We start from the raw sequence: 20142 nt of genomic DNA, 5'->3' as shown, positions 1-20142 counted from the left end.
CGTCTCGCTACTAAATGACCTCCGACGAGAAAGCGAAGAGCGCGCCGCCTGGGGGCGACGCGCTCGCTGGGACCTGTCCCGAGGGTCAGGCGATCACAGGCAGCCGCTGCAGACGTCGAGCAGGCCGCGCAGCTCCTCGCCCGGCTCGCCCTCGCTCTCCGGCTTCCACTTCTTCGGGTCGTCGACGAACGGGATCTTGGTGCAGCCGCCGCTCTCGACGGTGACGTTGAAGCCGGCGCCCGACGGAGCTTCCTTGCTCGGGTAGTTGAACTCGGCCGACGGCGAGTACACGTCGTCGGTGTTGTCGACGCAGTTGGCGCCGTTGCAGGCCGTGATCGTCGGCTTGCAGTCGTGCGGCTTCATCACCTCGGTGTTCTTCAGCGTGGTGTTCATCCACACCGTCTCCGGGATGTCGATCGTGATGTTGGCCGCCCACGGCTGGGGCGCCCGCACGATCAGCTGGCCGAACAGGCTGCCGTCGCCGCACTGGCAGTCCTTGGACCACGCGCCCTCGGCCCAATTCTCGCAGTCCGCGATGCCCGCGGGCGGACAGGCCGGCGCCGGCGTCAGCTCGCGGCACATCTTGATCTTGGCCCAGCCGGCCTCCATCGCCACGTCGCCGTGGGTGCAGAGGTTGTCGATCGTGATGTTGCCGCGGCGCGGGTACGACTGCTCGGTGGTGTTGTCTTCGGTGCTGACGAACAGCTTGCCGCGGTAGCCGGTCGGCAGGTGGACGCGGAAGTCCATGCCGGAGCGCTCGGGCTGCGACTTGCCGTCGTAGTAGGCGAAGATCGCGCAGTTGTCCTTCCACGTGTTCGAGGAGCAGTCCGTGGCGTCGGACTGCGACTCGGGCTTGGTCGGGTTGCCCGAGCTGACGAAGGCCCACAGCGACAGCTTGTCGAACGTGTTATCGCGGTCGATGCTGTCGCCGAACACGTACTTGCGGGTCTCGATGGTGATCGTCTCTTCGGGGTGATCGAACAGGACCTCGATGTTGCCGCGGTTGGCGAAGTTCTCGTCGTACTCCTTGCGGCCGATCGTCAGCGTCGTGATCCGGGCGTCGCCGCTCAGCGGGAACGGCAGCGCGTCGACCTCCTTCTTCCACTCGCCGACCTGGGGCTTGCGCTCTGCATCGCCGCCCGAGTCGGTGGTGGCGTTGGTGTCGTCGCCGCAGGCCGCGCCCGTGAGGGCGACGAGGAAGAGAGCGGAAGTGAGGTGTTTCATGGTCATGGTCCGGAGGGCCTCGCGAGGGGTGAGGGACAGGATACCCAGCCGTGAGCGTGTCGACAACGTCGCGGCAGGCTTGCCTGAGACGGGTCCGAAGCCGGTCGGGTTTCACGGCGCGCAGGGCGTCCTCGCCGCGCCCGCGGCGGGGACTTGACCTGTGGCCGCGGGCGAGCCATGCAGGCAGTCAGGCCGTATGTCCGCCCCGAAGCCCGCTTCCCCGTTCTTGAGGCCCAATTCGCAGCTCGACCTCCCGCGCCTCGAGCAGGAGATCCTCCAATTTTGGCGCGACGGGGACATCGAGGGCAAGAGTTTGCGCACCACCACGCGCGCCGACGGCTCGGACCGGCCCGCGTTCGTGTTCTACGACGGCCCGCCGTTCGCCACCGGGCTTCCTCACTACGGCCATCTCCTGGCCGGCACGATCAAGGACATCGTGCCGCGGTTCTGGTTCATGCGCGGGCGGAGCGTCGAGCGCCGGTTCGGCTGGGACTGCCACGGCCTGCCGATCGAGAGCCTCGTCGAGGGCGAGCTCGGCCTCCACGGCAAGGCGGACATCGAGGGCTACGGCGTGCCGCAGTTCAACGCGGCCTGCCGCGCCGGCGTCCTCCGCTTCACCTCCGAGTGGGAGAAGGTCGTCGGTCGCATGGGCCGATGGGTCGATTTCCGCGACGACTACAAGACCATGGACTTCACGTTCATGGAGTCCGTGTGGTGGTGCTTCGGCCAGCTGTGGCAGAAGGGCCTCATCTACGAGGGCTACCGCGTCCAGCCGGTGTCGCCGGCGCTGGGCACCCCGCTGTCCAACTTCGAGGTCGCCCAGGGCCCGCAAGAGAAGGACCCGGTGACCCGCAAGGAGGGCCACAAGCGGCGCCAGGACCCGAGCCTCACGGTCCGCTTCCGCCTCGAGGACGAGGACGCGAACCTGTGGGCGTGGACCACGACCCCGTGGACCTTGCCGAGCAACCTGGCGCTCGCGGTCCACCCCGACATCGACTACGTCAAAGTCCGCGTGGTCGACACCGGCGAGGTCGCGTACCTCGAGCCCGGTCGCCTCGCCGACTACCAGCAGCGCGGCCGCGTCGGCGCCACCGAGGAGCTCGCGCGCCTCAAGGGCAAGGACCTGGTCGGCCGCCCCTACGCGCCGCTGCTGCCGTTCTTCGCCGAGCTGCGCGAGCGGCCTGACGGCGGGCGCTGGTGCTTCAAGGTGCTCGGCGCGACCTACGTGTCGACCGACAGCGGCACCGGCATCGTCCACCAGGCCCCGGCGTTCGGCGAGGACGACTACCAGGTCGGCCAGGCCAACGGCCTGCCGATCGTCTGCCCGGTCAACCTCTCGGGCATCTTCGACGACCGCGTCGGCGAGTTCTCCGGCCTGTTCGTCAAGGACGCCGACAAGCCGATCGTCGACCGCCTCAAGCGCGAGCACAAGGTCGTCGACCAGGACACGATCGTCCACCCGTACCCGCACTGCTACCGCACCGAGCAGCCGCTGATCTACATGGCGCTCTCGACGTGGTTCATGCGCGTGGAGGGCATGCGCGACGAGCTGGTCGCCAACAACAAGAAGATCCGGTGGGTCCCCGAGCACGTCGGCAGCGGCCGGTTCGGCAACTGGCTGGAGAACGCGCGCGACTGGAACCTCAGCCGCAACCGCTACTGGGGCACGCCGCTGCCGGTGTGGCGCAACGATCGCGACCCCGCGGACATGATCTGCATCGGCAGCGTCGGCGAGCTCGAGCGCCTCGCCGGCCTCGACCCCGGCAGCCTCGTCGACCTCCACCGCGAGAACGTCGACGGCATCCGCTGGCCCGCGCCGGGCGGCGGCACCTACCGACGGATCTCCGAGGTCTTCGACTGCTGGTTCGAGTCGGGCAGCATGCCCTACTCGCAGAACCACTACCCGTTCGACGCCGACAAGCGGGCCTACGTCGAGGACAACCTGCCGGCCGACTTCATCGCCGAGGGCCTCGATCAGACCCGCGGGTGGTTCTACACCCTGCACGTGCTTTCGACTGCGCTGTTCGGCCGGCCGGCGTTCAAGAACGTGATCGTCAACGGGCTGATCCTCGCCGCCGACGGCAAGAAGATGTCGAAGCGGCTCAAGAACTACCCGGACCCGGCGGGCGTGATCGACAGCTTCGGCGCCGACGCCCTGCGCGCCTACCTGATCAACAGCGCGGTGGTCCGCGGCGAGCCGATGAAGTTCGGCCGGGACGCCAACGACCTGACCGGCGAGTGCGTCAAGGACACGGTCCGCCTGGCGATCTTGCCGCTGTGGAGCGCGTACTACTTCCTCACCACCTACGCGCTGGCCGACGGCTGGGCGCCGACGGCCGCCGACCTCGAGGCGCAGCCGCTCGAGCACCCGCTCGACCGCTGGATCACCTCGCGCGTCGGCGGCTTCCTCGACAACCTCACCCGCGAGTACGAGGCCTACGAGCTGTCCAACCTGGTCCCGCATTTCCTCGAGATCTGCGACGACCTCAACAACTGGTACATCCGCCGCGGCCGGCGTCGCTACTGGCGCGCCAACAACCCGGCCGATGTCGACAAGCAGCGCGCCTACGCGACGCTCTACCGGGCGCTGGTGACGATCGCGCGGGCGATGGCGCCGGTGATGCCGTTCTTCACCGAGCATCTTTATCAGCGGCTGGTGGTCGACGCGGGCCTGGCGGCGGCCGGCGAGGAGAGCGTGCACTTCACCCGCTTCCCCGAGGCCGCCGCGTTCGCCCGCGACGAGGCGCTCGAGCGCGAGGTCGCGGCCCAGCGCCAGGTCGTCGGCCTCGGCCTCGGCCTGCGCGAGCGCGAGCGCATCAACGTGCGCCGGCCGCTGGCGCGGCTGACGATCGTGCACGAGCGCGCGGAGGAGCTGGCCCGCTTCGCTGACCCGGCGGTGCAGGAGGAGCTCAAGGGCGAGCTCAACGTCGAGGAGGTCGCGGCCTCGGCCGACGACAGCGCGCTGGTCGAGCTCGGCGCCAAGGCCAACTTCAAGACGCTGGGCAAGCGCCTCGGCGGCAAGATGAAGGCGGTCGCGGCGGCGGTGCAGACGCTCGACCAGGCGGCCCTGCGCCGGTTCCTCGCCGAGGGCCGCGTCGAGGTCGAGGGCGAGGCGCTCGGCCTCGAGGACGTGCTGCTGACCCGCACGCCGCGTCCGGGCCTGGTGGTCGCGCACGAGGCCGGGGTGACGGTGGTGCTCGACACCACCCAGACCCCGGCGCTGCGCCGCAAGGGCCTGGCCCGCGAGCTGACGAAGCGCGTGCAGGACCTCCGGCGCGACCACGACCTCGAGATGAACGAGCGCATCGTGGTGACCTTCCGCTGCAGCGGCGAGCTGGCGGCAGCCCTGGCCGACGCGACCCACGCGGCGGAGATCCGCAGCGAGACCCGCGCGGACGCGCTGCAAGTGGTAGGTCCGGAGACGGCGCTGGCGGGCGAACATGTCCTCGAGGACACGATCGACGACGAGCCGGTGGCGATCACGCTGACAAAGGCGTGAGCCTGCGGGCCTGGCTGAAAGGCCAGGTCTGTCGGGTCGCCGTTGCGGCATGTCTTGAAGGACAGGCCGCGCGGCGACCTCACGGCAATCGACCTGGCTGAAAGGGCAGCTCAGCCGCCGCGGATCGCGGCCAGCTCGGCCCGTTGCCCGCCGCTCCCAGGTCTCTCAGCCGGCGCTCACGTCGGGCGCGACCACCGAGCGTGGGTCACCCTGCCGGTAGTAAAAAAACTGGTTGGCCCCGACGAACACCTCGCGCTGCCTGGCCGCGAAGTAATCGCCGAGCAGGTCGAGCAGGAGGTGGATCACGGAGCACTGCAGGCCGCTCTGGCCCACGTCGTCGCTGACCGGGTGAAAAACGCGGGGCGGCTCGCGCGGCTGGTTCGATCGGGGCCCCACGGCTTCCTGTTTGGCACACAACCGCGCGGGGCGCGACGGTCTTGCGCCGGCGGCACAGTCCTGGCATGGCAATGAGCGGGCGAGCCGACCGCTGCGCCTCCGCTACCTCATGAACGCCCCCAAGCTCTCCACCAAGCCGCCGAGCGGCATGCGTGACTTCTTGCCCGCCGACATCGCGCGGCGACAGCACGTCATCGACGTGGTCCGCCGGATCTACGGCAGCTACGGGTTCGTCCCGCTCGAGACCCCCGCGATCGAGAACCTCAGCACCTTGCTCGGCAAGTACGGCGAGGAGGGCGACCAGCTGCTGTATCGCCTGCTGCACCGGCGCGACGCGCTCCAGCGCGGGCTCGAGGCGGGGGCCAAGCTGGTGGCCGGGCTTTCGGACGAGGCGCGCGCGGCGGCGGGCGACGACGCGAACCGCGAGTCGCGGGCTGACGTGCGGGCCTACGAGGGGCAGCTCGCCGACCAGGGGCTGCGCTACGACCTCACCGTGCCGCTGGCCCGCGTGGCGGCGCAGTACGACCTCCCCAAGTATTTCAAGCGCTACCAGATCCAGCCGGTGTGGCGGGCCGATCGCCCGGGCAAGGGCCGGTTCCGCGAGTTCTACCAGTGCGACGTCGACGTCACCGGCACGAGCTCTCTGGTCGCCGAGGCCGAGGTGTGCGGCGCGGTCGCCGAGGTGCTGCACGCGCTCGGGTTCACCGACTTCAAGATCCGCGTCAACCACCGCCAGCTGCTGCGGGCGATGATGCACCACGCCGGCATCGACCTGGCCCACGAGGCGGCGGCTCTGGTGGCGCTCGACAAGCTCGACAAGCTCGGCCACGGCGGCGTGCTCGCCGAGCTGGCGACGCGGGGCATCGGCACCGAGGCGGCCAACAAGTTGATGATGCTCGTGCTCACCGCCGACGGGGAGGCGCTGTTCGGCTTCGATCTCAACCAGATCGCCCAGGGCGTGAAGACGCCGATCCACCGGGTGCGCAAGCAGATCACCGACGAGCGCGGGCTCAAGGCGCTCGACGAGCTGGACGAGCTGTTCGACCTGCTGGCGGCGACGCCGGCGGGGCCGCACGTCCAGATCAGCCTCGATCTCGCGCGCGGGCTCGGCTACTACACCGGCGCGATCTTCGAGATCGCGGTGCCGGACCTCGCGGGCAGCCTCGGCGGCGGCGGGCGCTACGACGAACTGGTCGGCATGTTCGGCAAGAAGCAGGTGCCGGCGGTCGGGTTCTCGCTCGGGCTCGAGCGGATCCTCGTGGTCATGGAGGAGCGCGGGATGTTCCCCAACCTGTCCATCGGGCCAGACGTGCTGCTGTGCTGGATGGAGGGCACGCCGCGGGTCGAGGCGCTGCGAGTGGCGCACGCGCTGCGCCGGCAGGGCCTCAAGGTCGAGGTGTTCCCGGAGGACGCCAAGCTCGGCAAGCAGCTGCAGTACGCCGACGCGCCCGGCGTGAAGGCCCCCGTCGCGGCGATCGTCGGCGGCGAGGAGCTCAAGGCCGGGCAGGTCACGCTCAAGCACCTGGCCAGCGGCACGCAGGAGCGCGTCGCGCTCGACGGCGCCGGCGAAGCAGTGCGCGCGCTGATCCGTCAGTGACTCCCGTTCGCAGCGTGGGCGAGCGCCCGTAGAGGCGCGACGCCCACGCGCGAGCGATGCGTCAGTGACTCCGTTCGCAGCGTGGGCGAGCGCCCGTAGAGGCGCGACGCCCACGCGCGAGCGAGGCGAGGACCCGCAGCTCGCTGCTTGCGCGGTGAGTTCGAGCAGACCGCGGCGTGCGCAGAGAGGCTGCTGCGAGCGCGGAGCGACGACGCGCCGCGCGATGATTCGAGATTCGCGGTGCGAGCCACGCTGCGGGCGCCGCGCACTTCAAAGCGACACCGTCGCTGGCGGTCGTCGCGGGCGCTCTCGCGGGCGGGGCGAGGCCGCCGCCGGCGGTGCTAGGATCGGGCCCGCATGAGCGAGACCACGGCCCTGGACGGGACGATCCTCGTCATCGACGACGAGCGCAACATCCGTCGCACGCTCCGCATGGTGCTCGAGGGCGAGGGCGCCACCGTGCTCGACGCCGACAGCGCGGAGGACGGCCTGGCGATGATCCAGCGCGCCCTCGTCGAGGGTCCCGAGGGCCAGCGACCGATCCAGGTCGTCATGGTCGACGTCTGCTTGCCCGGCATGTCGGGCCTGCAGCTGCTCGAGAAGTTGTGCGAGATCGGCGGCGGCACGCCCCCGCTGCCCATCATCCTCATCAGCGGCCACGCCACCGTGACCGACGCCGTGCGGGCGACCCGGCTCGGCGCCTTTGATTTCTTCGAGAAGCCGCTCGCGCGCGACCGCGTGATCGTCAGCGTGCGCAACGCCCTGCGTCACTACCAGACCGAGGCCGAGCTGCGCAGCCTGCGGGCGCTGGCGCGGCGCGAGATCATCGGCGAGTCGCGGCCGATGCAGGAGCTGCTGCGGCAGGTGATCAAGGTCGGCGGCACGCGGGCGCGGGTGCTGATCGAGGGCGAGAGCGGGACCGGCAAGGAGCTGGTGGCGCGGGCCATCCACGACGCCAGCGAGCGGCGGGCCGCGGCGTTCGTGAAGGTCAACTGCGCCGCGATCCCGCGCGAGCTGATCGAGAGCGAGCTGTTCGGCCACGAGCGCGGCTCGTTCACCGGCGCGACCGCGCAGAAGCGCGGGCTGTTCGAGCTGGCCCACGGCGGCACGCTCTTCCTCGACGAGATCGGCGACATGGACCTGAACGCGCAGGCCAAGGTGTTGCGCGTGCTGCAGAGCGGCGAGTTGATGCGGGTCGGCGGCGAGCGGCCCATCAAGGTCGACGTCCGCGTGCTCGCGGCGACCCACCGCAACCTGCGCGAGCTCGTGGGCACCGGCGAGTTTCGCGAGGACCTTTATTTTCGCCTGGCGGTGGTGCCGATCGCCGTGCCGTCGCTGCGCGAGCGCCCGGGCGACGTCGCGCTGCTGTGCCGCTACTACCTCGACCTGGCCTGCCACGAGAACGGCATCGCGCCCAAGCGGCTGTCGCCGGCCGCCCAGGCGGTGCTCGAGACCTACCCGTGGCCGGGCAACGTCCGCGAGCTGCGCAACGTGATGGAGCGGACCGCGATCCTGTCCGACGGCGACATCGACATCGGCGACGTGCCGCTGGAGATCCGCGGCGATTTAGAAGAAGAAGCCGGGGCGCCGGTCGGTGGCGACGCGGTGGTCCAGTTCGGCGAGGGAGCTGTCCCTCCGGGCATGTCGCTCAAGGCGTTCCGCGACTCGGTCGAGCGGGCGTTCATCCTCCAGCGCTTGAGCGAGCAGAACTGGAATGTTTCAAAGACGGCCGAGACCCTCGATGTCGAGCGCACACACCTTCATAAAAAGATGAAGCTGCTGGGCATCGCCCGCGGCGGCTGAAGCGTGGCGCGCAGCGAACGGGCTGCTACGCTCGGCCGCATGCATTCGCCTCATTATTTGTCGCTGCCCCTCGCTGCGCTGTTCGCCAACCTCTTGGCCGGCTGCGGCGATTCGGTCCACGGCTGCAAGGCCTCCAAGTACACCGAAAAGGTCGAGCTGACCCCCGAGGTGTACGCCGAGTTTCAGAAGAACAATCCCATCGAGCCGGATCCGAATGCGGTGACCACGTCCGCCGGCACCGACACGACGGACGCGAGCACGGGCACGACGGACGCGAGCACGGGCACGACGGACGCGAGCACGGGCACGACCGACGGGGACGGAAGCGCGACCGAGACGAGCACCACCGGGGGTGAGCTGCTGTCCGAGGCGGAGACGTGCGCGCTGGTGTGCAAGACCCGGGTCAACGACTTCGAGGAGCTGCTGGGGTGCGAGGTCACCGAGGAGGCGACGAAGGTGACCGTCGCGTGCACGTATCCGGCCTACTGCGAGGGTCGGCGCCACGCCTGCGTGACCTCGCGGGGCGAACGGGCCGAGGCCGACGCCGCCGGGGCCTGGCTGGCGCGCGCGGCCCACGACGAGGCCGCCTCGGTCCACGCGTTCCGCTCGCTCGCGCGCGAGCTGGCGGCCTGGGGCGCGCCGGCCGAGCTGCTGGCGCGCATCGACGCCGCCGCCGCCGACGAGGTGCGCCACGCCGAGGTCGTGGCCGCCGCGGCGCGCGCCCGCGGGGCCGAGGTCACGCCGCCGGCGCACGCGGCCCTCGCGGTGCGCGAGCTGCTGGCGATCGCGGTCGAGAACGCGGTCGAGGGCTGCGTGCGCGAGACCTGGGCCGCGCTGGCCGCCGCGCATCAGGCCCGCTTCGCCGCCGCGCCCGCGCTGCGGGCGATGTACGCCGAGATCGCCGGCGACGAGGCGCGCCACGCCGAGCTGGCGTGGGCGATCGACGCCTGGTTCATGGGACAGCTCGACGCCGCCGGCCGCGAGGCGGTGGCGACCGCCCGGCGGGCGGCGATCGCCGAGCTGCAGGCGTCGCTGGCGGGGTTCGAGGCGCCCGGCCTGCGCGCGCTCGGCCTGCCGCCGGTGGCCACGGCGGTCCGCCTGTGCGGCGAGCTCGACGCGGCGCTGTGGTCGCGCGCGGCCTGAGGCGGCGAGCGCCTGGCTCACCCATAGCTCCAGCACGGTGCGAGCCTTGTCGCTTGGGACATGTCCCCGAGGGCATGTTCTTGGGAGCATGACCGCATGGACATGCTCCCAAGGGCATGTCCGTGTGGTCAGATGGCGAACTCGACGCGCAGGCGGTGGCCGGCGAAGGTCGAGCCGTCGAGGGCCCGGCGGGCGCCGTGGGCGGCGGCCTCGTCGGCGAAGGTGACGTAGGCGATGACGAGCTCGCGGCGGGGGATCAGGCGCACGTCGTGGATGACGCCGAAGCGGGCCCAGGCCTCGCGCAGCGCTTCGGGGGAGGCCGAGGGCGGTAAGCCTCCGATGTAGAGCGTGCGAGACTTGGGCGCGGGCATAATTCAGGGCGAGGCGCGGCGCGAGCGGACGAGCTCGCGGAGGTTCCCGCGGTGCCGGACCCAGATGAGCGCGGCGATCGCGACGACCAGCCCTTTGTAGGCCGGCGGCGCATCGGTGATCAAGATGTGGAGCGCGGCGGCGTTGACGGCGGTGAGCGAGCCGATCGCAGACACGCGGGTGAGGGCGAGGGTCTGCACGTAGATGACCGCGGCCAGCAGGCCCGCGGCCGGCAACAGGGCGGAGAAGACCCCGAGCGCGCAGGCGACACCCTTGCCGCCGCGGAACCCGAGATAGACGGGGAAGATGTGCCCCAGGGTCGCCGCAAGACCGACCCAGGCGAGTGCCGACGGCGCGTCCGGCAGGTCGCCGAGGCCGGAGTCCATGGCCATGCGGACGGGCAAGTAGGCCTTGACGACGTCGAGCGCGAACACGACGAGGCCCCACCGCGCGCCAAGCACCCGCGACGCATTGGTGGCGCCGATGTTGCCGGAGCCGAGCTGTCTGATGTCGACCCCGCGCAAATAGCCGACCACCACGCCCATGGGGATCGCTGCGATGAGGTAGGCGAAGAGAGACCACCCGAGGACGCTCAGAGCCATGACACGCCCAGCATATCCGCTCTCCGCCGCGCCGTCGCGGGAGAGCGCGGAGGGGCCGGGTCGCGCTCGTCGCGGGCCGCGTCGCTCGTGGTCTCGCGCGCAGCGGCCACGGTGAGCGGTGATTCGCCGACGGATCGGCACGAGCAGCCTCGCAGGCGCGGTCGCGGTCGGCTCGCCTGTCGCTGGCGGTAGAGTCGCCCACGCACGCGCACGCCGCGGCCCGAGCGCCCGAGCGGGCGCGACGGTCGCGGCCCACGGCGGAGGAAATCGGCGCACGCTACGACGAGGCGCGAGCGGCCTGCGCGGGCCCGGCGATCGGTGCAGCGATGGCTGCGCAATTGGGCCCGCGCGGGCCCGGCGATCGGCGCACGCGACGACGAGGCGCGAGCGGCCTGCGCGGGCGCGGCGATCGGTGCAGCGCTGGCTGACGCGCGCGGCGTCAGCTCTCGTGGCCGTCGGGGCCCGCCGCCGGGGCGCGGGCGGCCTTCTCGTCGAGGCCGCTGCGGCCCATGCGGCGCGCCAGCTCGGCGGCGACGTCGGCCAGCGGGACGTCGCGGTGGGCCAGGCCGACGAGGGCGTGGAACAGCAGGTCGGCGGCCTCGCGGGCGATGTGGCCGCGGTCGTCCTCGGCCAGCGCCTCGGCCAGCTCGCCGGCCTCCTCGTGCAGCTTGGCGGCGATCTTCGGCGTCCCGGCGCTGATGAGGTCGCGGACGTAGCTCTTGCCGCCGCGGCTCGTCATCCCGCGCCCGGCCTTGCGCTCGCAGATCTCGGCGAACAGCCGCTCGAACACCGCGCTCGGTCCGGGCGCCGCCGGCTCACCGACCGGCCTGAAGAAGCAGCTCGGCGCCCCGGTGTGGCAGGTCGGCCCGCGCGGCGCGGCGCGGACCAGCAGTGCGTCGGCGTCGCAGTCGACCGCGAGCCCGCGCAGCTCGAGCGTGTGCCCCGAGGTCTCGCCCTTCTCCCACAGCTGCTGCCGGCTGCGGCTCCAGAACGTCACCCGCCCGCTCGCCAGCGTGCGCGCCAGCGCCTCGGCGTTCATGTGCCCGAGCATCAGCACCTCGCCGGTGCTGAAGTGCTGGACCACCGCGGCGACCAGGCCGTCGGGGCCGGGCGTCAGCGTCGACCACAGCGCGGCGGGGTCTGTCTGGAGGGACATGTCCGAGTCGCCAGGTTCAAATGGCCAGGTGCGAACGGACATGCCCCGGAGGACATGTCCGTTCGGTCAGCCGGTGATGAGCACCCCGCGCGGCGCCTCTTGCGGGCGGACGGGGATGCCGTGGTCGGCCAGGTAGTGCTTGGCCTGGGCGATGGTGTAGAGGCCGAAGTGGAAGATCGACGCGGCGAGGGCGGCGTCGGCGGCGCCCTCCTTGGGGTCGAGGCCCTGGCGCAGGTGCTCGAGCGAGCCCACGCCGCCGGAGGCGATCACCGGGATCGGCACACGCCTGGACACCTCGCGGGTGATCGCCAGGTCGTAGCCGTCGCGGGTCCCGTCCTTGTCCATCGAGGTCAGCAAGATCTCCCCGGCGCCGAGCGCCGTCGCCTGCTCGCACCACGACACCGCGTCGAGGCCCGTCGAGCGGGTGCCGCCGTGGATCACGACCTCGTACAGCGGGTCGGTCTCGCCCGGCAGCGGCTTCAGCTGGCGCACGTCGACGGCGACGACGATGCACTGGCTGCCGTAGCGGTCGGCGAGCTGGCGGATCAGCAGTGGGTTGGCGACGGCGGCGCTGTTGACCGCGACCTTGTCGGCGCCGGCGGCCAGCAGGCGGCGGACGTCGGCCTCGCGGCGCACGCCTCCGCCGACGGTCAGCGGCGTGAAGATCTGCCCGGCCACGCGCCGGACCACGTCGACGAAGGTGTCACGCCCCTCGGTGGTCGCGGTGATGTCGAGGAGGCACAGCTCGTCGGCGCCTTGGGTGTCGTAGGCGCGCGCAGCCTCGACAGGGTCGCCCGTGTCGCGCAGGTTGGCGAAATGGACGCCCTTGACGACCCGGCCGTTCTTGATATCGAGGCAGGGGATCACACGGCGCTTCAACATCGAGCGAGGGCCTCCTCCAACGTAAAGCTACCTTCGTAGAGCGCGCGCCCGAGGACCACCGCGCGCACGTCGGCGGCGCGCAGGGCGTCGAGGTCGGCGAGCGAGCCGACGCCCCCGCTGGCGATCACGAGGACGCTGGGGACGGCGCGCTGCAGGCTGATGGTGGCGTCGACGGCCGGCCCGCACTGCAGGCCGTCGCGGGCGATGTCGGTGTGCAGCAAGGCCGCCGCGCCCCAGATCGCCGCGGTCTTGGCCAGCGCCAGCGCCGGCACGGTGGTCGGCTCTTGCCAGCCGGCCATGGCGACCAGGCCGTCGCGGGCGTCGATGGCGACGATGATGCGGCCGGGGTACTGGCGGCACAGCAGCGAGACCGCGTCGGGGTCGCGCACGGCGAGGGTGCCGACCACGACGTAGTCGGCGCCGGTGTCGAGCACGGCGGTGACGGCGGCGACGTCGCGCAGACCGCCGCCGACCTCGACCTCGGCGCCCGCGGCGTGGGCGATGCCGACGAGCTCGCGAATGAGGTCGGTCTGGACCGGGCGACCGGCGAAGGCGCCGTCGAGATCGACGACGTGGATCCGTCGCGCACCCGCGGCCAGGAAGTCGCGCAGCGCGGCGCCGGGGTCGTCGGCGTAGACCGTGGCGCGCCGCGGGTCGCCCTCGCGCAGGCGCACCGCCTTGCCGCCCATCAGGTCGATGGCGGGGATCGCCAGCATCAGGCGCGGCCTCCGAGGATGAAGCTGCGGAGGAAGCGGAGCCCCGACCACTGGCTCTTCTCGGGGTGGAACTGACAGCCGAACACGTTGCCGCGCGAGATGGTGGCCGGGAACTCGATGCTCCCGTAGCGGCACCACCACATCACGAGGCTGGGGTCGGTGGTCTCGACGTAGTAACTGTGGGCGAAGTAGAAGTGCTCGCCGGTCGGCTGCACGTCGCTCCAGCCCATGTGGGGGATCTTCAGGCGCGCGGCGTCGGGCTCGTCGCCGGCCCGCATGTCGGCCGGGAACCGGCGCACGCGGCCCGGCAGGACCTTGAGGCCGTCGAAGCCGCCGCCCTCGTCGCTCTGCTCGAACAGCAGCTGCATGCCGAGGCAGATGCCGAGGAACGGGTCGCCGCGCTCGATGACCATGCGCAGGGCCGCGCCCATGGCCCCGTCGACCAGCGCGCGGGTGGTCGGTCCGAACGAGCCCTGGCCGGGGAACACGACCATGCGCGCGGTGGCGACGCGGTCCGGGTCGCTGGAGACGATCACCGAGGCGCCGACCTGGATGAGCGCGTGCTCGACGCTGTCCAGGTTCCCGAGCTGACTGTCGACCAGGATGACTTCGCGCGGCATGAGGGAACAGCCGGTTTTTATCACAGGTCCGCTAAGATTCCGCGGAGCTTTTGCGAGCCGCCCGAGGGAACCACGTAGAGGGGGGGAGGCGCGAAGAACTCGAAATGTCAAGCGGCGAATTCGCGGTCACGCGCGCCCGCACGGCGAAAATGGGCGGGGCCGCGCGCCGGCCCGATGGGCGGCTGTCCTCGTGGCCAGCCGCGGGGCCGCGGCGCCGCGAGGTGGCCGGATTTCGTGGTATAGGCGCGTCTGAGCGGCAGGAGGCACGATGCGCGTCACGGCTCGTCGAGGCATGTGGGGGGTTCCAGCGGCGCTGCTGCTGCTGCTGGGCTGCGGAGAGCCGGCCACGAGCGCGGCGACGGGGCCGGCGCCGGTGGCAGATCCGGCCGCCGAAGTGGCGCTCCTGGCGGTGGTCGAGGGCACGGTGACGGTCCGCGACGCCGGGGGGGCCGAGACGCCCGGGCGCCCGGAGCTGCCGCTGCGCCGCGGCGACACGGTGATCACCACGCCCGGCTCGCTGGCGGTGGTGGTGCTGGCGAGCGGCTACGTGATCAAGCTCGAGGAGGACCAGGCGACGCCGGTGCGCGCGCTGGCCCACCTCGACGACCCTCCGCCGGCCGAGAGCGTGGCCGAGCTGTTCGCCCGGGCGCTGGGCCCGGAGGCGCTGGCCCGCGTGGGCGGGGCCGACCGGCTCGAGCGCATCGCCGGCTGGAACGCCCGCCGCGCCTCGGGCGAGACGCCGGCGCCGGTCACCCGGACAGAGGCCCCGCCGGCGCCGACGAAATCCATCGCCGAGCCCGCGCCCGAAGCAGAGGACCGGCCGACGGCGCCGCTCACCGACGAGCCGGAGACGACGCGCGGCCACAACGACGACCTCGACGGCGCCAAGCCCAAGACCGAGGCCAAGGCGCCGGCGGACAAGAACCGCCCGACGGCGCCGCCGACCGATCAGGACGACGCTCTCGCCGGCCCGGCCGACCCGGCGCCGCCGCCCCAGTCGCCAGCGGGCCCCGGGAAGAAGTCGTCGACGAAGAGCCCCGAGTCGCGGCCGGCCGAGCCGAGCCAGGAGCCGCCCGGCGGCGCGCCCGGCCTCGGCAGCGCGGAGGCCGAGTCGTCGTCGGCCGCGGTCGACCTGGCCGACACGTGGATCTTCGAGACGGCGCCCGACACCCGGGTCACGCGCACCAGCCTGCCCGAGGCCCTCAAGGCGCGACGGCAGGCGCTGGCGCAGTGCGTCGCCGAGGCGCTGCCCGGCGTGGCGGGGCCCGAGCTGCGGCTCAAGGTCGTGGGCGGGGTGGTCAAGGAGGTCGCGCTCGGCGGCGGCAAGCCGGCCCCGGCGTGCGCGCGGGAGCTGCTGAACCAGCGGGTCGGCGGCGTGGCCGACGGCTGGGCGATCGTGCACGTAAGGCGGTGATGCGCGGCGCCCCGGCCAGCCCGTCGCGGCCCGGCGCGCGCCGGCGGGCCTTGCTGCGCTCGCCGGCGCTGCTGGCCGGGCTGCTCAGCGTGGCGATCGCCCTGCTGTGCGGTCTGGAGCGCGCGGGCTGGCGGGTGCGGTGGGTCGACGCGCTCGAGCGGGCCAGCCTCGACCAGCGGTTCCGCTGGCGCGGGCCGGTCCCGACCACCGGCGAGGTGGTGATCGTGGCCATCGACGACGCCACGCTCGAGCGCCGGCCCGAGCTCTACCAGCGCCGCGCCGGCACGGCCGCGCTGGTGCGCGCGCTGGCGGCGGCGCGGCCGGCGGCGATCGGCATCGACCAGGTCTACGTCGACCCCGAGGAGCTGCTGTCGCCGGAGCTCGGCGCCCGCATCAAGGGACATGTCGAAAAGGACATGCCCGTCGGAGCAGGTCCCGAAGGCCAGGCCGAGGCGCTGCTGCGGGAGGTCGCGCGCGAGCTGACGGGCGACGCCGAGCTGGCGAGCGCGGTGGCGGCCGCGGGCAACGTGGCGCTGGCGATTCATCTGACCCAAGAGTCAGGTGATGGGCGGCCTCTGCCGGACCCGGCGACGCTGCGTCACGGGCGCTACGGCCAGCAGGACGCGCGCTCGCCCCCGATCCGGATCGCCGAGGCGGGGCTGGTGTCGCTGCCCGAGCTGGTCGCGCGGGCGCGGGCGCTCGGCGGGATCACCGTCGAGGAGGACCCAGGCCGCGCGGTGCGCACGATCCCCGCGGCCTGGCGGGTCGGCGACGCCGCCTACGCGCCGCTGTCGGTCCAGCTGGTCGCCCTGCGCGAGGGCCTCGGGCGGGCCGAGCTGGCGTTCCTCGGCGGCGAGGCGAGCCTGCAGATCGGCGCACGCCGGGTCCCGCTCGGCGCCGACGAGGCGGTGGTGCTCAACTTCCGCGGCGGGCCCGGGACCTTCCCCACGGTGTCGGCGGCCGATGTCGTCGAGGGCCGCGCCGACGCGCTGCTGCGCGGCAAGATCGTCCTGCTCGGCGTGACCTACTTCGGCCACGACGTCGTCCGCACCCCGTTCGCCGGCGATCTGCCCGGCGTCGAGCTGCAGGCCACCGCCGTCGACACGATCCTCGCCGGCGACCCGCTGGTCCGCAGCTCGGCCCTGACCGACGCCCTGGTCACGCTGATATCTGGCCTTTTGGTCAGCTTGCTGTTCGCCGCGGCGCTGCGGGCCGGGCCGCTCGCGCGCATCGCCGGGGTGCTGGCGGTGATCGGCCTCGACGTCGCCGCGGCGGCGCTGGCGTTCACGCGCATGCACCTGTGGCTGGCGCTGGTGTGGCCGCTGCTGGCCGCGGTGGTCGCGGGCTCGGCGGCGCTGGCGGCCGCGTACGCCGGCGAGGCGCTGCAGCGGGCGCGGCTGCGGCGGACGTTCTCCAGCTACCTCGGGGCCGAGGTGCTCGACGAATTGCTGGCCGACCCCAAGGCCCTCGGGCTCGGCGGGGCGCGGCGCGAGCTGACGGTGCTGTTCTCCGACATCCGCGACTTCACCGGCGTGGCCGAGCGGCTGTCGCCCGAGGACCTGGTGGCGCTGCTCAACACGTTCCTCACGCCGATGACGCAGGAGGTGATGGCGCGCGCCGGCTACCTCGACAAGTACATCGGCGACGCGGTGATGGCGGTGTACGGCGCGCCGGTGGCCCGGGCCGACCACGCCGCGCGCGGCCTCGCCACCGCGCTGGCGATGCACGCCGCGCTGGCCCGGCTGCAGCCGTCGCTGCGCCAGTTCGGGGTCGAGGCGCTGCAGATCGGCGTCGGCATCAACACCGGCGACATGGTGGTCGGCAACATGGGCTCGGCCGACCGCTTCGACTACACGGTGTGCGGCGACGCGGTCAACCTGGCGTCGCGCCTCGAGGGCCTGACGAAGACGTACGGGGTGTTCTGCCTGGTCGGCGCCGGCACCCGCGCCGCCGCGCCGCCGAGCTACCGCTTCCGCGAGGTCGACCTGGTGCGCGTGAAGGGCAAGGGCCGACCGGTGGCGATCTTCGAGCTGCTGGCGGGGCCGGACGGGGCCGTCGCCGAGTACGCGGCGCTGGACCGCTGGAGCGCGGCCCTGACGGCCTTCCGCGCCGGCGACTTCGCGGCCGCGCGCGCGCACTGGCAGGCGTTCGCCGCCGAGAACCCGGACGACCCGGTGGTGCGCCTGCACCTGGGGCGGCTGGAAGGCCTCGGCGAGGCGGCGCCGCCCGACTGGGACGGTGTGGCCGTGTTCCACCACAAGTGAGCGCCAAGGCGGCTGTCCGCGAGGACATGCGCCCGGGGACATGCCCGCGAGGACATGCCCCGGAGAACATGCCCTAAGGCGCAGGCGTCGCGGGCGGCTTGGCCTGCTGGACCGTCGGGTCGCGCTCGAGCTTGCGGCCGGCGACGTCGACGTCCAGGTGGAGCATCATGTAGACGACCGCGACGGCGAGGATCACGAGGACGTTGATGATCTGGAACGGCAGGGCCAGCGCGATCAGGTACTCGCCGCGCAGCCAGCGGCGGCGGCGGATCTTCTTGGCGACCTTCTCGTAGAAGTCGGGCGGGGCCTGCTCCTCGGGCAGGCCCTTGACCAGCCGCAGCATGTTCTGCAGGCCGGACAGCTCCTTCTGCGCCGCGGGCGAGGTCGCGAGCATCGCCTCGAGCTTGCTCTTGCCCTCGGCGTCGAGCTCCTCGTCGAGGTAGGCGCTCATCAGCGCTTCGGCGTTGTCGGTCTCGGGCTCGGCCATACGACGGTCCTCGGCGCGTCAGCGCATGAACGGCTCCAGGCGCTCCTTCAGCGCCAGGCGCGCCCGGTGCAGGCGTGACTTGAGCGTGCCCTCCTGCAGGCCGGTGATCTTGATGATGTCCTGGTACGACATGCCTTGCACGTCGCGGAGGACGATGAGCAGGCGATGGTCCGGATCGAGGGCGGCGAGCTCGCGCTGGACGATCTTCTCCATGCGCATGCCCTCGGTCACGGCCTCGGGGCCGGGCACCTGGCTCTGAAAGGTGATGACGGCGCCGGTCTCGGCGGCGGGCATCTGCGCCTGCGGCGTCTCGTCGATGTCGAGGCTGCGGTGGAAGTTGCGGCCCTTGAGGTACTTGATCCGGTTCTTGCAGGTGTTGCTGGCGACCCGGTAGAGCCAGGTGTAGAAGCGACCCTCGCCGCGGTAGTTGCCGATCGCGCGGTAGACGATGATGAACACCTCCTGCGCGAGATCCTCGGCCTCCTGGCGGTTGCCGATCATGCGCAGCATGAGGCTGAAGATCCGGTTCTGGTAGGTGTGCACCAGCTCGCGGAACGCGGCCTCGTCGCCCTGCTTGAGGCGACGGACGAGCTGGCGATCGCGGCGGTCCTGCTCGGCGCGGCGGGCGTTCTCGGCCCGCTGCTCCGGGGTCAACGTCTCATCGGGAGCCGGCGCCGGCTCGGGCTCGTCGGGCGGCGCGGCAGCGGCGAGCTCCTCGGCGCTGTACACTCGCTCGGGGTCGGTCACGCCACTCACTGTCGTCCAGACCGCGGGGCCGGGGCAAGGTTCCTGTGCGAATGTCCGTCACGGGCACGTCCGCGCGCGCAGGCGGGCCCGGCGCAGGCCCCGGCCGGCTTTGTCGCGGCTTTTACTGAGGCTTTTACTGGGGATTGATGCGGATGCCGAGGTTGACCGCCAGGCGGGTCTCGGGGTTCGGTCCGGTGATCTGGCGCGAGAACCCGAACCCGAGGTCGAAGCCGATCCCTCGCTTGGGCGCGTCGCGGACGAAGCCGATGCCGCAGGCGATGAAGCCGCGGTCGTCCTGCTTGCCGCGGCCGCGGCTGTCCCAGTAGCCGCCGAAGCGCAGCGGCACCACGCGCTTGATGGTGTACTCGGCGCCGCCGGCGAAGATCATCCGCGTGTACTTGTCCTGGTGACGGAACGACGTGAAGTCGTAGAGGCCGTCGAAGTTGATCGAGAAGCCGCTCTGGCGGGTGGGGAAGACCGCCAGGCCGTGGGCCAGCGTGCGCGGGAAGTCGGACAGCAGGCTGACGTGGCTGCGGCCGAGGCTGTCGGGCGCGACCACGTACGGGTCGAGCTTCAGCGACGTCGCCGGCGGCGCCGGGCCGACCAGGTTCTGGCCGACCACCGAGACGTTGGCGAACTGCAGGATCGACACGGTCATCGCCAGGTCGAGGCCAAAGGCGAGGCGCTGCTTCTTGGCGTCGTGCGGATCACCCTGGGCGTCGACGAAGCGCAGGCTCGACTGCAGGAACTTGGGCCGCACGCCGAACGCGAGCCACCCGGGCGCCGCGTTGATGGCGATCGGCAGGCCGACCTCGTGGGCCATGTGAAACAGCGCGATCTGATGATCGCCGCCGCGGTCGTCCTTGAAGGTGACGTTGGGCAGGCCGAGCGTGGCCACGTAGCCGAGGCCGACGGCCACCCGCGGGTTCATCAGCGAGTCCATCGCCTGGATGCCGACCCCGTGGGTGTTGTTCTCGACCTGGGCCTGGTAGACCGGATCGATCAAGAACTGGCGCGTGAAGCCCATGTTGGCCGGGTTGGCCAGCATGGCCCCCGAGCCGGTCGACGAGGCGCGCGTCGCTCCGCCCATCCCGAGGTTGCGCGTGCCATCGAGTCCCGGGGCGGCCTGCGCCCGTGACGGGATGACAACCACCGCGACGGCGGCGAACACGGCCGAAAGGCCAGCACGGCGGCCAGAGAGGGCGAGCGAGGGGCGAAGAGCG

General features: G+C 72.1%; 17 protein-coding genes. 6 read left to right on the top strand and 11 right to left on the bottom strand.

The window, feature by feature from the left end:
- Positions 1–93: 93 nt before the first annotated feature.
- Complete coding sequence (locus POL25_RS14055; protein WP_272086505.1) at positions 94–1224, bottom strand: hypothetical protein; 1131 nt, start codon at positions 1222–1224, stop codon at positions 94–96.
- Positions 1225–1450: 226 nt separating this feature from the next.
- Here POL25_RS14055 and ileS point away from each other — a divergent pair, with 226 nt between their 5' ends.
- Positions 1451–4723, top strand: a complete 3273-nt coding sequence (ileS, locus tag POL25_RS14050; RefSeq protein WP_272086504.1) for an isoleucine--tRNA ligase — start codon at positions 1451–1453, stop codon at positions 4721–4723.
- Between the two features lie 165 nt (positions 4724–4888).
- On the opposite strand, the gene POL25_RS14045 is transcribed toward ileS, so the two are convergent.
- Positions 4889–5119 carry a hypothetical protein gene (locus POL25_RS14045; protein ID WP_272086503.1) on the bottom strand — a complete coding sequence of 77 codons (231 nt, stop codon included), beginning with the start codon at positions 5117–5119 and terminating at the stop codon, positions 4889–4891.
- Between the two features lie 109 nt (positions 5120–5228).
- On the opposite strand from POL25_RS14045, the gene hisS reads away from it, so the two are divergent.
- From hisS to POL25_RS14030, 3 genes are all read left to right on the top strand, one after another.
- A complete protein-coding gene (hisS, locus tag POL25_RS14040) occupies positions 5229–6716 on the top strand; it encodes a histidine--tRNA ligase (protein ID WP_272086502.1) in 1488 nt (495 codons plus the stop codon).
- A 357-nt stretch (positions 6717–7073) separates the two neighbouring features.
- Positions 7074–8519: a sigma-54-dependent transcriptional regulator gene (locus POL25_RS14035; protein ID WP_272086501.1), complete on the top strand. Its 1446-nt coding sequence runs from the start codon at positions 7074–7076 to the stop codon at positions 8517–8519.
- Positions 8520–8558: 39 nt separating this feature from the next.
- The gene (locus POL25_RS14030; RefSeq protein WP_272086500.1) at positions 8559–9662 is read left to right on the top strand and encodes a hypothetical protein; all 1104 of its coding nucleotides are present in this window, start codon (positions 8559–8561) and stop codon (positions 9660–9662) included.
- Positions 9663–9790: 128 nt separating this feature from the next.
- Here the strand turns inward: POL25_RS14030 and POL25_RS14025 are convergent, their stop codons facing one another.
- The 6 genes from POL25_RS14025 to hisH form a co-directional block, all read right to left on the bottom strand.
- The gene (locus POL25_RS14025; protein ID WP_272086499.1) at positions 9791–10033 is read right to left on the bottom strand and encodes an RNA recognition motif domain-containing protein; all 243 of its coding nucleotides are present in this window, start codon (positions 10031–10033) and stop codon (positions 9791–9793) included.
- A gap of 3 nt (positions 10034–10036) precedes the next feature.
- Positions 10037–10633, bottom strand: coding sequence for a glycerol-3-phosphate acyltransferase (locus tag POL25_RS14020; RefSeq protein WP_272086498.1), 597 nt, complete (start codon positions 10631–10633; stop codon positions 10037–10039).
- Positions 10634–11072: 439 nt separating this feature from the next.
- Complete coding sequence (gene hisIE / locus POL25_RS14015) at positions 11073–11789, bottom strand: bifunctional phosphoribosyl-AMP cyclohydrolase/phosphoribosyl-ATP diphosphatase HisIE (RefSeq protein WP_272086497.1); 717 nt, start codon at positions 11787–11789, stop codon at positions 11073–11075.
- 66 nt (positions 11790–11855) lie between these two features.
- Entirely contained in the window at positions 11856–12671 is an 816-nt protein-coding gene (hisF, locus tag POL25_RS14010) for an imidazole glycerol phosphate synthase subunit HisF (protein ID WP_272086496.1), read from the bottom strand.
- Positions 12665–13387, bottom strand: a complete 723-nt coding sequence (locus POL25_RS14005) for a 1-(5-phosphoribosyl)-5-[(5-phosphoribosylamino)methylideneamino]imidazole-4-carboxamide isomerase (RefSeq protein ID WP_272086495.1) — start codon at positions 13385–13387, stop codon at positions 12665–12667. Before POL25_RS14005 ends, hisF begins: the two co-directional genes overlap by 7 nt.
- Entirely contained in the window at positions 13387–14007 is a 621-nt protein-coding gene (gene hisH / locus POL25_RS14000; RefSeq protein WP_272086494.1) for an imidazole glycerol phosphate synthase subunit HisH, read from the bottom strand. Before hisH ends, POL25_RS14005 begins: the two co-directional genes overlap by 1 nt.
- 292 nt (positions 14008–14299) lie before the next feature.
- Between hisH and POL25_RS13995 the strand changes: the two genes are divergently transcribed.
- Complete coding sequence (locus POL25_RS13995) at positions 14300–15421, top strand: FecR family protein (RefSeq protein ID WP_272086493.1); 1122 nt, start codon at positions 14300–14302, stop codon at positions 15419–15421.
- A complete protein-coding gene (locus POL25_RS13990; RefSeq protein WP_272086492.1) occupies positions 15421–17685 on the top strand; it encodes an adenylate/guanylate cyclase domain-containing protein in 2265 nt (754 codons plus the stop codon). Before POL25_RS13995 ends, POL25_RS13990 begins: the two co-directional genes overlap by 1 nt.
- Before the next feature lie 73 nt (positions 17686–17758).
- Here POL25_RS13990 and POL25_RS13985 read toward each other — a convergent pair whose 3' ends face one another.
- The 3 genes from POL25_RS13985 to POL25_RS13975 all read right to left on the bottom strand — a co-directional run bounded on the left by POL25_RS13985 (position 17759) and on the right by POL25_RS13975 (position 20090).
- On the bottom strand, positions 17759–18172 hold the full coding sequence (locus tag POL25_RS13985; protein WP_272086491.1) for an anti-sigma factor family protein: 414 nt from the start codon (positions 18170–18172) through the stop codon (positions 17759–17761).
- Positions 18173–18190: 18 nt separating this feature from the next.
- Positions 18191–18919, bottom strand: coding sequence for a sigma-70 family RNA polymerase sigma factor (locus POL25_RS13980; protein ID WP_272086490.1), 729 nt, complete (start codon positions 18917–18919; stop codon positions 18191–18193).
- A 133-nt stretch (positions 18920–19052) separates the two neighbouring features.
- Entirely contained in the window at positions 19053–20090 is a 1038-nt protein-coding gene (locus POL25_RS13975; protein WP_272086489.1) for a hypothetical protein, read from the bottom strand.
- Positions 20091–20142: the final 52 nt, after the last annotated feature.

This window comes from Nannocystis bainbridge (assembly GCF_028368995.1).
Taxonomy (GTDB): domain Bacteria; phylum Myxococcota_A; class Polyangia; order Nannocystales; family Nannocystaceae; genus Nannocystis; species Nannocystis bainbridge.
The sequence above is the reverse complement of the archived record's forward strand: the minus strand, read 5'-3'. Positions and strand labels throughout refer to the sequence as shown.

Bases quoted from the DNA above. Each gene is read 5' to 3' on its own strand.
- hisS (WP_272086502.1), top strand. From the start codon at position 5,229: ATGAACGCCCCCAAGCTCTCCACCAAGCCGCCGAGCGGCATGCGTGAC.
- POL25_RS14025 (WP_272086499.1), bottom strand. From the start codon at position 10,033: ATGCCCGCGCCCAAGTCTCGCACGCTCTACATCGGAGGCTTACCGCCC.
- POL25_RS14020 (WP_272086498.1), bottom strand. From the start codon at position 10,633: ATGGCTCTGAGCGTCCTCGGGTGGTCTCTCTTCGCCTACCTCATCGCA.
- hisF (WP_272086496.1), bottom strand. From the start codon at position 12,671: ATGTTGAAGCGCCGTGTGATCCCCTGCCTCGATATCAAGAACGGCCGG.
- POL25_RS13995 (WP_272086493.1), top strand. From the start codon at position 14,300: ATGTGGGGGGTTCCAGCGGCGCTGCTGCTGCTGCTGGGCTGCGGAGAG.
- POL25_RS14035 (WP_272086501.1), top strand. From the start codon at position 7,074: ATGAGCGAGACCACGGCCCTGGACGGGACGATCCTCGTCATCGACGAC.
- hisIE (WP_272086497.1), bottom strand. From the start codon at position 11,789: ATGTCCCTCCAGACAGACCCCGCCGCGCTGTGGTCGACGCTGACGCCC.
- POL25_RS14055 (WP_272086505.1), bottom strand. From the start codon at position 1,224: ATGAAACACCTCACTTCCGCTCTCTTCCTCGTCGCCCTCACGGGCGCG.
- POL25_RS14030 (WP_272086500.1), top strand. From the start codon at position 8,559: ATGCATTCGCCTCATTATTTGTCGCTGCCCCTCGCTGCGCTGTTCGCC.
- POL25_RS14005 (WP_272086495.1), bottom strand. From the start codon at position 13,387: ATGCTGGCGATCCCCGCCATCGACCTGATGGGCGGCAAGGCGGTGCGC.
- POL25_RS13985 (WP_272086491.1), bottom strand. From the start codon at position 18,172: ATGGCCGAGCCCGAGACCGACAACGCCGAAGCGCTGATGAGCGCCTAC.
- POL25_RS13990 (WP_272086492.1), top strand. From the start codon at position 15,421: ATGCGCGGCGCCCCGGCCAGCCCGTCGCGGCCCGGCGCGCGCCGGCGG.
- hisH (WP_272086494.1), bottom strand. From the start codon at position 14,007: ATGCCGCGCGAAGTCATCCTGGTCGACAGTCAGCTCGGGAACCTGGAC.